A 12277-nucleotide genomic window follows, 5' to 3' on the forward strand; every position below is an offset into this window, starting at 1 on the left:
TATTACGACCGTGGCAACCGCCGTTCGGTTCCACGAATTGTCATCCGATCGCGTGGGCGGATCTGACCGCCTGCTCGCACGCATCGCGGACCCCGCCCTCGTCGCCGGGTCTGCTCTGGCATCCGACGCTGATCCGCACGGGGCCGTCGAGCAGCACCGTCCAGCGCACCTCATGACCCGGGCGCACCTCGCGGTAGGTCACCGCCGACCGGCCCGCGCTGGTGCCGGACGGGTTGAAGTCGACGAACACCCCGGCGGGCTCGGCGTCGATCGCGCGTTTCAATCGTTCGGCGGTGCCGCTGAGCGTCTCGCCGGCCACCGGCGACTGGGTGATGTGCAGCGCGACCTCGGGATCGGCCGGAGACGTGATCTGCACCCGCGCCGAGCCCGGCCCGGTGACCACCCGTCGCGCCGGCCATGTCGCCGGGACCGACAGCGCCACCCGGCCTTCCACCAAAAATGTCGTGGGCGTGGCCTCTACTCGCGTCGGGGGCACCCCGCCGGGCCGGTCCGGCGCCATCGCAGCCGGCGCCGCCGCGGCGACGACGATGGCGGCGGCCCCCAGTGTGCCCAGGGCCCGCACCCGCGACGGGCGGGCGGTGGGACGCGCCCCCGACAGCACCGGGCGCTGCGGGATGGTCGCCCGCGCAAGCCGGGTGAACCGAATATCGTTGATTTCCAGCACACTTGGTGCCGACGCCCCGCTCCCGCCTAGCGCGTGGATGATCGACGCCGCCAGCGCCGACGCCCCGGCGACCGTGCTCGGGGTGTCGATCAGCACGGACGCGGGGGCCGCGCCGTCGATGACAGCCGCGACGGCTTCGGCGACGGATTGGGGGTCGGCGTTGCGCGGTACGGCGGCGATCTCGCTCGCGGTGACCGCCACCAGCCGCTCGGCGATTTCCACCGCCACCGTCGGTTCCGCGCGAGACGCGTGCCTCAGCAGCCATGTTCTCGGGCGCGTCCGCACCGCACCGGCCACCCTCGCGGCGGCCGCGGTCACCACGCCCACGCGCGGGGAGGACCACCAGGACGGGTGCACGACGACCATGCCATCGGCGGACCCGCAGGTTACCGCCCGCAGCGCGGCCTCCCACAACGCGTCGACGGTTACCGGCCGCTCCCCCACCAGCGTGACCTGGTCGTCGATCGCCTCCAGGGCGGACCGGATGACGCAGGCCGTCTCGCCCTCGTCGATCGTTCCTGTGCCACAACATAACCGGCGGATTGTGCCCGGCCCGGCCTCGATGATCGGACGGTGTTCGCTCACGGCGGGCTCCAAGCCACCTGGACGAGGTCTTCGTCGCCGGTACGGTTGGTCAGCAAGCCGCGGCCCGGCGGCAATTGCGCCGGCCGAGCGCGGCCGAACGGCGCGCCCTCGCTGGGAGATCCGCTCATCATCAGCGACATGCAACCGAGGTCACGCAGACCCGCGAGCACAGGCTCGAACATCGCGCGCTCCGCCCCGGCGCCGCGGCGGGCGACGACGAGGTGCAATCCCAAATCTTGTGCGTAGGGCAGGAATTCGGTGATCGGTCCCAGCGGATTTCCCGTCGGCGTGGCGACCAGGTCGTAGTCGTCGACCACGACGTAGATCTGCGGCCCGGACCACCACGCGCGGCTGCGCAACTCGGCCTGGCTCGCGTCGGGCGGCGGCATTCGTGCGCTCAGCAGGGCGAGCACGTCGGGCAGCAGCGCGGCCAACGCGGCCGGTGACATCGCATACCCGCGGAGATGCTCCGACTCGACCACGCCGAGCAGCGTGCGCCGGAAGTCGACGATCAACAGTTGCGCTTGCGCGGCGGTCTTCGTCCGGACCAGCTCACGACACAAGGTACGCAGCGTCGCCGTCTTCCCGCACGCGCTGTCGCCGAGGATCACCAGATGCGGCTGACCGTCGAAATCGATTGCCGCCGGGCGCAGTTCGCGCTCTCGCAGGCCGAGTAGCACTCGGGCGCGAAGCTCGGCCCCCGGCCCGCGCACCAAGGTCTCGAGGTCCACGTGATCGGGCAAGAGCGGTAACGGCGGCGCAACCGAGTTACCGGCGAGCACCTCGGCTACGGGCCTTGCGACCACCATGTGCAGCCCGTCACGGGACAGCCCCCGGCCCGGGCTGTCGTGCGGGACGTGCGCGGCGGCCTTGCGGTCCAGTTCGGAGTCGGCGGGATCGCCGAGCCGTAACTCGACGCGGGTGCCGAGCTGATCCCGCAGCGACGGCCTGACGTCGGCCCAGCGCGACGCCGACAACACCACGTGCACACCGAACGAAAGCCCTTGGGCCGCAAGGGCGGTGATCGAGGCCTCCAGCGCCTCGAATTCCTGGCGCACGGTTGCCCAGCCGTCGATGACGAGGAAGACGTCGCCGAACGGATCATCGTTGGCGACGCCGGCAGCGGCCCGCCGGCGATAGTCTGCGATCGAGCCGATCGCGTGCTCACCGAATATGGCTTCACGCCGCCGCACGACCGACTCGCATTCGGCGACGATCCGCCCGACGAGTCGGGAGTCGGCCCTGCCGGCGACCGCGCCGACGTGCGGCAACGACCGCACCGACGACAGCGTCCCGCCACCGAAATCCAAGCAGTAGAACTGCACCTGGCTCGCGTCGTGCGTGGCCGCCAGGGCGGTGATGAGTGTGCGCAGCGCCGTCGACTTGCCGGATTGCGGCCCACCGACGATCGCCGCGTTGCCGGCGGCGCCGGACAGGTCGATCATCAGTGGCGTTCGGCGCTGTTCGAAGGGGCGGTCGACAAGGCCGATGGGGACGGCGGTCAGGCCGGCCGGCGTGGGCTCCGCGCCGTGCAGCAGGGTGTGCAGCTGCGGCGCCGGCCCCAGCGGGGGCAGCCAAACCCGGTGCGCGGGCGGCCCCTGGCCGCGCAGCCGGTCCAGGACTGCATGGTAGATGGCCGGCGGGGAAGTCACGTTCGCCCGGCGGGTGCGGCGGACCGCGCCGGTGACCCGGGTCGTGAATGCCTGGACCGAGCGCGCCGCGGCGGGGGCCGCGTCCGGGGAAGCGTCCGTCCGCAGTGGTCCCGAAACCGAGGCGGCCTGGAAGCGAATCGGTTCGCCGCCGCCGATCCGCAGGAAGCCGGCGCCGGGCGCGGCGGGCAGCTCGTACGCATCGAGATTGCCCAGCACCGTGCGGGATTCGGCGGCGGACAGGGTCTTCAGGCACAGGCGGTACGACAGGTGGGCCTCGAGCCCGCGTAGCCGGCCCTCGTCGAGGCGCTGGCTGGCCAGCAGCAGGTGCATGCCCAGGGATCGGCCGAGACGACCGATTGCCACGAAGGTGTCGGCGAAATCTGGTTGCTGGCTGAGCAATTCGGAGAACTCGTCGACGATGACGAACAGCGTCGGCAGGGCCGGCAGCGCCCCCGGCGGGTCGCCGCCGCGGCGCGCGGCTTCGTAGGCCTCGACGCTGACGCAGCCGGCTGTCCGCAGCAGCTGCTGGCGACGATTCATCTCGCCGGCCAGCGCGTCGCGCATGCGGCTCACCAGCGGCGCGTCGTCGGCCAGGTTGGTGATCACGGCGGCCACGTGTGGCGCTCGCGCATAGTCGAGAAAGGTTGCCCCGCCCTTGAAGTCGATGAGCAACAGGTTGAGCGTCATCGGGGAGTTACGGACCATCATGCCCAGCGCGATCGTTCGCAACAGCTCCGATTTTCCCGACCCGGTGGCACCGATGCACAGGCCGTGCGGGCCCATCCCGCCCTCGGCCGGCTCTTTGATGTCCAGCTCGAGCGGTGCGCCCTGCATGGTGGTGCCGATGGGGACGCGCAGGCGGTCGCGGCGCGCCTGGCCGCCCCATAGCGTCGCCGGGTCGAAACGTTGCGCGTCGCGCAGACCGACCAATCCGGGCCAACCGGGATCACCGCCCCCCACGCTCCCCCGATGCCCGGCCAGCCGGAGGGCGCACACCAGCGCGTCGACGGGCTCCATCCGGTCGGGGCACGAAACCGGCGCGGTCTCGCCGGGCTGCCGGATGGTCAGCGGGGCACCGTCATTGCCGCCGCCGATCGCGATGGTGATGGCGCCGCCGACCGCGGTGGGACCCTCGTCCAGCTCGGCGACCACCACCACCCGAGTCGCCGCAACGCCCACGAGCGCGCCCTGCGCCTGCGCGGCATCCGAATAGACCATCCGCGCCGGACCGGCCGCGTCGGATTCGCCGGGATGTTGGTTGTGCGGCAACCATTTCAGCCATTCCCAGTGGGCGCGATGCGGGTCGCTGACCGCGGCCGCGACCCGCACCTGATCGGGCGCATGCTGCACGGCGAGCTGGCAGATCATCGCGCGTAGCAAGCCACGCGCGGCCCTCGCGTCGCCGTCGATCGTCACCAGCGATCCGTCCCGCAGGTCGATCGGCACCGGCGCGACGACCGTCGAATATGCGTGGAGGAACCGGCGCAACGCCGTGTCGGTGACCGGATCGCGTAGCTCCTCGGCGGCGAGCTCCGGCGCCACCAAACGACGGGCGAGCGGCTGGGGGCCCATGCCCACCCGCACGACGCAGAAGTCCGCGTCGCCCGGTCCGCGCTGCCACATCCGAGCGCCGCCGACCAACGTCCACAGTGTGTCGGGATGGGGATGACGCCGAATGGCGCACGCGCGCTGCGCCATAGCGACCTCGGATACGGATTGGCTGAGCCGACTCAGGTAGTCGAGATACCGTCCGCGGTCGGCATCGATGCCATCGCCGCGCCGGCGCGCCCGGCCGGTCAGCCCGGACGCCAGGGCCGAGACCAGCATCATCAGCGGAAAGGCCAGGAACACGGGGTTGCGGGCCATGGCGGTCCCCGACGCGAACGCGGCGGCCATGATGCCGATGCTCACCACGGAGATCGCCACCGGCAGCAGGCGGGGCAGCAGGCCGGGCCCCGCCGGTGGCGGCAGGTCCGGTGGCGCCTCGACCACGATCGGCGCCTGTTGTGCCTCGGGCAACAACATCTCGGTCATCGCATCGCCTCCAGTTCGACGACGGTAGGGAGCACCGAAAACGGCGACAAGTCACCTGTGGACAGCCGGATGCCGGGGCGTCGAAACGCGGCTATGTTCGCCAGGATCCGACCGAAGGGATCGCCGTTGGCTGCATCCGATACCGGGCTGTGCCGGGTCCGCGTTCATTGGGGCACCGCCGTCGCCGATCTGGCGCTTCCCGCCGGAGTGCCTGTCGCGGTGTTGATTCCGTCGCTCATCGACGCGCTCGGGGTCCGTCACGCCGACCAGGAGGCGGTGCGCTACCAGGTGTCGATTCCCGGCGCGTCCGCGCTGGACCCGTCGACGACGTTGGCGCAGAACCGCATCGGCGACGGCGCGGTGTTGGTGCTGAGCACACCCTCCGTGCCGTTACCCGCGCCGCGTTACGTCGACGTCGCGCGGGAGGTGGCGGCCGCCCTGGAGGGGCCCGCTCGGTTGCGTGGCGGCGCCGCGACCCGGCGGGTCACCCGGCTCTGCGGAGCGACCGCGGCCGTCGTCCTGACGGCGGTGGGCGGGCTGGCTTTGGTCCGAAACACCTTCAGCGACGACCACCCTCGAGACGTCGGGATGACGGGCGCCGCTTTGGGATCGGCCGCCCTTGTCGCGCTCGGGCTTGCCGCGGTCGCGCACCGGGCCTACCGAGACCCGATCGCCGGGCTGGCGCTGAGCGTGATCGCCACCGTCTTCGCGGCGGTGGCCGGGTTTGTGATGGTGCCCGGTGGCCCAAGCGTTTCCAACGTGTTGCTGGCCGCGGCGGCGGCGGCCGTCACCGCCGTGCTGGCGATGCGGCTGTCGGGCTGCGGCGTCGTCGCGTTGACGGCGGCGGCGTGCTTCGCGGCGGCCGTCGCCGCGGCGGCGCTGGTGGGCGCGATCACCGCCGCGCCTGTGCATGTCGTCGCGTCGGCATCCGCGGTCCTGTCGCTCGGTCTGCTCGGGGCGGCGCCGCGCATGTCCATTGCGCTGGCGGGGTTGTCGCCCCGACTTGCGACGACGGACTTCGCTGACCCCGAACCGATTGACTCGCGGGTGCCCGCGCAAGCGATCCGCGCCGAGCGGTGGTTGGTGAGCCTGCGCGCGGGGCTGTCGTCGTCAGCCGGCGTCGGCGCCGCTCTCACCGTGCTCGCCGGCGCTCCGCGGCTGTCCTGCATGGCATTCGGGACCGTCACCGCCGCCCTGTTCCTGCTCCGTTGCAGGTCCGGCGCAGGCGCCGGGCTGCTGAGCTTTGCCACCGGCGGAACCCTCATCGCGGCAACGACCTTCGGCGTCACGGTACTGCAAATGCAGATGCCCGGACCGCTTCTCGCGGCGGCGACGGCGCTGGCCGCCGGCGCGATGTACCTCGGCTTTGCCGCGACATCCTCCTCGCCCGTCGCGCTCCGATGTGTCGAAGTGCTGGAGTGGCTGGCGTGGGCGGCACTGGTCCCGCTGGCCTGCTGGATCAGCGGACTCTACGGCGCGGTCCGGGGATTGAATCTCACGTGAGGAACTCGCACGTTGGGCGCGTGCTCGCGGTGTCGGCGCTGACGATGCTCTCCACGCTCGGAACGCCACCGGCGCAGGCGGTTTCGCCACCCGGCATTGACGACAAGTGGCTGCCCGAGCCCGCCTTGCCCGCGCCGACGCGGCCGACCGTGCAGCGCGAGGTCTGCGCGGCACTGACGCTCGACTCGAGGCCGGGCCGTAACCAGCCGCCGGGGGCGTTCGATCTCTCGGGGGTGTGGCGCCTCACCCGCGGCGCCGGACAACGGATCGCGGTCATCGACACCGGGGTCTCGCGCCATCGCCGGCTGCCCGACGTGGTGCCCGGGGGTGACTACGTGTCGACCGGCGACGGCACGCAGGACTGCGACGCGCACGGCACGCTGGTCGCGGGAATCATCGCGGCCGCACCGGATTCCAAGTCGGACGGCTTCAGCGGGATCGCTCCGGAGGCCACGTTGATCAGCATTCGGCAGTCCAGCGCGAAGTTCGCGCCCGCCACCGACCGGTCCCGCTCCGGGGTGGGTGACGTCGACACCATGGCGAAAGCCGTTCGGACCGCAGCGGATCTGGGCGCGTCGGTGATCAACATTTCCTCGGTGGCGTGCGTTCCGGTGGCCGCCGCGCTCGACGACCGTGCGCTGGGCGCCGCGCTGGCCTACGCCGTCGACGTCAAGAATGCCGTCGTGGTTGCGGCGGCGGGGAATACCGGCGGCGCCGCGCAGTGCCCGCCGCAGCGACCGGACGCGACCTGGCAGACCATCACGGTCGCGGTCAGTCCCGCGTGGTACGACGACTACGTGCTGACCGTCGGTTCGGTGAACGCCGAAGGTGCGCCCTCGGGTTTCAGCCTTGCCGGGCCTTGGGTCGATGTCGCCGCGCCCGGCGAGGCCGTGGCCTCCCTCGCGCCGGATCCGGTGTCGGGCACGAGTTATGCCGCCCCGGTGGTGAGCGGGCTGGCCGCGCTCATCCGGGCCCGCTTCCCGGCGCTGACCGCGCGGCAGGTGATGCAGCGCATCGAGTCGACCGCGCATCATCCGCCCGCGGGGTGGGATCCGCTCGTCGGCAACGGCACCATCGATCCGCTCGCCGCGGTCAGCACCGGGATGGGCCCGCCCGCCACCAGTCCCAAGCCGCCGCCTGCCGCGGCGCCGGCCGCCGTGTCGCCGCCGACGACCCGATCGCGCGATACCCGCGCCCGGGACACCGCGGTGCGCGGCGCCGCGGTTTGCCTCGTCGCGCTGACGGTCGCGCTCGCCGCCGGAGGGGTCAGAAGCCGGTTACGGGGAGGCCGCGACCGCGTCCCGGGCGATTGACGCGCCGCGTCTGCTCAGCTCCGGTCCCGCCGGCAAGAGCGTGAGGATCGGCCAGGGCGCCGGGGTCGGCTCGGAGAGGCCGAGATCGTGCGCGGCGTCGTCGTCGGGGATGGCGAATCGCACCCCGGTGTCGACGATCAGGTAGCGGGTGCCGGCTTTGTCGCCCGCCCGCACGTAGGCGCTGCGGCCGGTCGGCACGTACGCGGCATCCAGCGCGGGGCCGCGGCCGTCCGCCTGCGCCAGCGTCACCGCCGCCTGACCGGGCGGCACCGGCAGCCGGCTCCCCGCCAGCAAAGCCACCCCTCGCCCGCCCGCCCAGCTGGCGCATAACGTGCCGGCGGCCTCCGGCAGCGTCGGCGCCCGGTCGGGGAAACCGGCCACGGGCAGCTCGGCGACGACGGGCGCGGCCCGGATCGCCGCGGGCGCGACGGTGATGGGACTGACCGTGCCCCGGGAGCTGCTAAAGCGCATCAGGTCGGCGGCGACCTGGCCGATCCGCTGCACGCCGGCGGCCAGCACCGCGTAATACTCGTCACCGTCGGCGCGTGTGACGCGAAGCACACTGCCGACGTGAAACCCCGGCAGTTCGGGCGCGGCGCTCCCGAGGCCGCGGATGCGGGGCGCCGAGATCGGTGGCGCCTCGGGCATGGCGTTCAGCAACGCTTGCGAGATGAGCCGCGGCGCGCGGCCCTCGAGGCGGAGCGCCCGCACGACCGCGGCATCTTCCAGGTCCACAATGGCCCGGTGCCCGTCGTAGAGCAGATAGGCCGGCGAACCCGAGGAGACGGCAGCCAGGATGGCCTGCCCGGGGGGCATGCGGGTGACCGCGTTGTCGGCGAGGGGGCCGACGATGACCGTCGTGCTGCTGGCGCCATCGCTGTCGCACATCGAGAAGGCGACGTCCTGTGCGGGCAGGGGCCTGCCGACGAACTGCGGTGCACCCGGGATGCCCAGCAGCGGGCCGCGTTTGGCGCGCTCCAGGTCGGCCTCGCGGATCGGCTGCGGATCGGCGGCCGTCCCCGCGATGAGCCGCGCGGAGGCCAGGTTCGGCACCGGATGCCAGACATCGCCCACTCGAACGAACAGCGCACCCGAATCCCGGGACATCACGATCTGCGCCCGATCCAGCGCGACGTGCGGGCTCAGCAAACCCAGCAGCGCACAGCCCGCCAGCGCGAGGACCGTGAACACACAGCCGGCTGCCAGCGATGCCGACAGCATCCGCGCCCGTGGACCGGTCGGGTATATCGCCTCGCCCAGCAACGCGCATTCGGTGCGGCGCACGAGATACCGGTGAGCGCTGACGCGCAGCCACGTGGTCGGCTGACGCGGCACTGATCCCCCCACCCTGCGAAATCCGTCTGGGCTCACGGTAGGCCGCTGAACGGCCCCGCCGGAGCGCTTATCCACAGGTCGTAGGAGTTTCGCCCCGGCCGAAATTGGGTAAAATTGCCCGGTGAAAACTCACCGTGCAGCTCGCCTCGTCGGCCTGGGCGCTTCCGCCCTGGTGACCGCCGCCGGCCTCCTCGCCGCACCGGCCGCGACGCCGGTCGCCTCCGCCGATGACTGCCCGGACGTCGAGGTCATCTTCGCCCGCGGCACCAACGAGCCGCCCGGCCTGGGCCGGGTCGGCGACGCCTTCGTGGACTCGCTGCGCCAGCAGACGGGCGGGCTGAACATCCTGCCCTACGGCGTGAACTACGCCGCCAGCAAGCTGCAGCTGCACGGCGGTGACGGCGCCAACGACACCATCGACCGCGTGAAGAAGAGCGTGGAGAAGTGCCCGAGCACCAAGATCGTGCTGGGCGGCTACTCGCAGGGCGCCTCGGTGATGGACATCGTGGCCGGCGTGCCCATCGGCGGCATCAACTGGGGCAACTCGCTGCCGCCGCAGTACGCCGACAACATCGCGGCCGTCGCCACCTTCGGCGACGTGGCCGACCGCGCCGGCGGCACGCTGCCCAGCCAGAGCAAGCTGCTGGGCTCCAAGGCCATCGACCTGTGCAACCCCAACGACCCGATCTGCCACGCCGGCCCCGGCAATGAGTGGAGCGGGCACACCGAGGGCTACGTCCCCGTCTACACCACCCAGGCCGCGGCGTTCGTCGCGTCCAAGCTCGTCGGCGCCGGCCAGTCGGTGCCCGGGTACGGCCCGTCGTTCCCCGGCGCCGGCCCGCAGGTTCCGGGCCAGCCCGGCTACGGCCAGCAGACGCCGGTGTACGGGCAGACCCCGCCCGGGTCGGGCCCCTCGATCCACGGCGGCACCGGCACCGCCCCGGCGCCCGCGCCGCTCGCGCCCGGGCCGGCCACGTCCGTACCGCAAGCACCTCTCGTCTAAATCGTTACCGGCGGGTTATCAACGCGCGCTTAACATCTCTGTGTGAGGCTTATCCCTTTAGGGCTGGGCGTCGGATTGCTCGCGGGGGCAGCGTTATTGGTTGCCCCGCAATTGGTTCCCCGTGCATCGGCGTCCTGCCCCGGCGTCGAAGTGGTGTTTGCCCGGGGAACGGATGAGGCGCCCGGTGTCGGGAAGGTGGGCGGGGCGTTCGTCAACTCGTTGCGCGAGCAGACCCGCAAAAGCGTTGGCGCATATGGCGTGAACTATCCCGCCGACAAGGACTTCCTGGCCGCCGCGGACGGCGCCAACGACGCGAGCAGCCACATCCAGCGCATGGCGGTGAACTGCCCCAACACCAAGCTGGTGCTGGGCGGCTACTCGCAGGGGGCCGCCGTCATCGACATCGTCACGGCCGCACCGGTGTCCGGCTTCGGGTTTCGCAGGCCGTTGCCGCCGGCGGCCGCCGATCACGTCGCCGCCGTCGCTCTCTTCGGGAATCCGTCCGGCCGGGCGGGAAACCTGATGAGCGCGCTGAGCCCGAATTTCGAGGGCAAGACCATCGACCTGTGCAACCCGGGTGACCCGATCTGTTCGGGCGGCCTGCGGTGGGCGTCGCATTTGAGCTACGTGCCCGGATTGACCAACAAGGCCGCGAGTTTCGCCGCGGCGAGGGTCTAGCGCGAGCGCACGTCCCTGGTGATGAGGTTGCGCGCGGCCAGCTGGTCGTCGGGCGGGTAGTCGACGCCGACCAGTGTCAGCCCGTGCGCCGGGGCGGTCGCGTAGTCGCTGGATCGGGCTGTGGCGGACAGCAGTTCGCGGCACCAGGACACGGGACGGCGGTGTTCGCCGACGGCCAGCAGCGCCCCGACCAGGGAGCGCACCATCGACCAGCAGAACGCGTCGGCGCTGACCCGCGCGGTGATCAGGTCACCCCCGCGCGTCCACTCCAGCCGCTGCAGGTCGCGGATGGTGGTGGCGTTCTCGCGGTGACGGCAGAACGCGGCGAAGTCGTGCAATCCCAACAGATCCCGCGAGGCGGTGGCCATGGCCTCGACGTCCAGGGGGCGCGGCCAGGCGGTGACGTAGCGGGCCTGCTGCGGATCCACACCCCACGGCGCCGTCGACAGCCGGTACACGTAGTGACGCCGCAGCGCCGAGAACCGGGCGTCGAAACCAGCAGGGGCGCGGACGACGTCGACGACCCGGACGTCGGCGGGCAGGAACCGGCCCAGCCGGCGCAGCAACGGCAGAAACTCCGCCTCACCGACGTGCGGCGCACGCGAGTACGCGTTCGGCAGGGCCGCCGCGGGCACGTCGACATGGGCCACCTGCCCGGTGGCGTGGACTCCGGCATCGGTGCGCCCCGCCGCCCGCAGCCGCACGGGCGTGCGGAAGATGGTCGTCAGCGCCTCGTCGAGAACCCCGGCCACGGTACGCTGGCCGGTCTGAGTGGCCCAGCCTGCGAAACCTGTTCCGTCGTAGGCGATATCGAGCCGCAGACGGACGTCCTCGCTAACTCTCGTCAGCCTCGTCGTTCGCCTTCTCGGCGGCCTCGGCTTCGGCCCGCGCGGCCACGGCCTTGTCGGCCTTGTCTTCGGCCTCGGCCTGGGCCTTGGTCGGCTCGTCTGAGGCCTCGGAGGCCTCGGTCTCCCCGGCCTCGGCGGTGGCTTCCTCGGCCGTCGGCCCGACGGCTTCGGAGGGCTCGACGGCGGCCTGAGGCGCCGCCGCCGCCGCGACAGGAGCGTCGGACTTCTTGGACGCCTTCACCCGGCGGGCCCGATCGGCCTCGGAGGTGACCGTCTTCTCCCGCACCAGCTCGATCACGGCCATGGGCGCGTTGTCGCCCTTGCGCGGCTCGACCTTGATGATCCGGGTGTAGCCGCCGTTGCGGTCGGCGTAAAACGGCCCGATCTCCTCGAACAGGGTGTGCACGACGTCCTTGTCGCGGATCTTCTTCAGCACCTCTCGGCGGTTGTGCAGCGCACCCTTTTTCGCGTGGGTGATCAGCTTTTCCGCATACGGCCGCAGCGCACGCGCCTTGGGCTCGGTCGTCTTGATACGGCCGTGCTCGAACAGCGACGTCGCCAGGTTGGCCAGAAGGGCCTTCTGGTGCGATGACGACCCGCCGAGGCGAGGGCCCTTGGTGGGCTTGGGCATTGCGACTTCT

General features: G+C 71.9%; 9 protein-coding genes. 4 read left to right on the forward strand and 5 right to left on the reverse strand.

Annotated features, from left to right (window positions below; all coding sequences use genetic code 11):
• Window positions 1-40: 40 nt before the first annotated feature.
• Together W7U_RS16960 and eccCb are read right to left on the reverse strand one after the other, a co-directional pair.
• On the reverse strand, window positions 41-1270 hold the full coding sequence (locus W7U_RS16960) for a type VII secretion-associated protein (RefSeq protein ID WP_036429605.1): 1230 nt from the start codon (window positions 1268-1270) through the stop codon (window positions 41-43).
• Entirely contained in the window at window positions 1267-4956 is a 3690-nt protein-coding gene (gene eccCb / locus W7U_RS16965; RefSeq protein ID WP_008260241.1) for a type VII secretion protein EccCb, read from the reverse strand. Before eccCb ends, W7U_RS16960 begins: the two co-directional genes overlap by 4 nt.
• A 93-nt stretch (window positions 4957-5049) precedes the next feature.
• Between eccCb and eccD the strand changes: the two genes are divergently transcribed.
• Together eccD and mycP are read left to right on the forward strand one after the other, a co-directional pair.
• The gene (gene eccD / locus W7U_RS16970) at window positions 5050-6459 is read left to right on the forward strand and encodes a type VII secretion integral membrane protein EccD (protein ID WP_008260242.1); all 1410 of its coding nucleotides are present in this window, start codon (window positions 5050-5052) and stop codon (window positions 6457-6459) included.
• A gap of 44 nt (window positions 6460-6503) precedes the next feature.
• Entirely contained in the window at window positions 6504-7772 is a 1269-nt protein-coding gene (gene mycP / locus W7U_RS16975; protein ID WP_051070698.1) for a type VII secretion-associated serine protease mycosin, read from the forward strand.
• On the opposite strand, the gene eccB is transcribed toward mycP, so the two are convergent.
• Window positions 7737-9107, reverse strand: a complete 1371-nt coding sequence (gene eccB, locus W7U_RS16980) for a type VII secretion protein EccB (protein WP_008260244.1) — start codon at window positions 9105-9107, stop codon at window positions 7737-7739. The genes mycP and eccB overlap by 36 nt on opposite strands.
• 121 nt (window positions 9108-9228) lie before the next feature.
• On the opposite strand from eccB, the gene W7U_RS16985 reads away from it, so the two are divergent.
• Window positions 9229-10110: a cutinase family protein gene (locus tag W7U_RS16985; protein ID WP_036429488.1), complete on the forward strand. Its 882-nt coding sequence runs from the start codon at window positions 9229-9231 to the stop codon at window positions 10108-10110.
• Between the two features lie 42 nt (window positions 10111-10152).
• A complete protein-coding gene (locus W7U_RS16990; protein ID WP_026071200.1) occupies window positions 10153-10788 on the forward strand; it encodes a cutinase family protein in 636 nt (211 codons plus the stop codon).
• Here the strand turns inward: W7U_RS16990 and truA are convergent.
• Together truA and rplQ are read right to left on the reverse strand one after the other, a co-directional pair.
• Entirely contained in the window at window positions 10785-11636 is an 852-nt protein-coding gene (gene truA / locus W7U_RS16995) for a tRNA pseudouridine(38-40) synthase TruA (RefSeq protein WP_081614503.1), read from the reverse strand. The two genes, W7U_RS16990 and truA, sit on opposite strands and share 4 nt — an antisense overlap.
• Complete coding sequence (gene rplQ / locus W7U_RS17000) at window positions 11623-12267, reverse strand: 50S ribosomal protein L17 (RefSeq protein ID WP_008260250.1); 645 nt, start codon at window positions 12265-12267, stop codon at window positions 11623-11625. Before rplQ ends, truA begins: the two co-directional genes overlap by 14 nt.
• Window positions 12268-12277: the final 10 nt, after the last annotated feature.

Source organism: Mycobacterium sp. H4Y (assembly GCF_000364405.1).
Taxonomy (GTDB): Bacteria; Actinomycetota; Actinomycetes; order Mycobacteriales; family Mycobacteriaceae; genus Mycobacterium; species Mycobacterium intracellulare.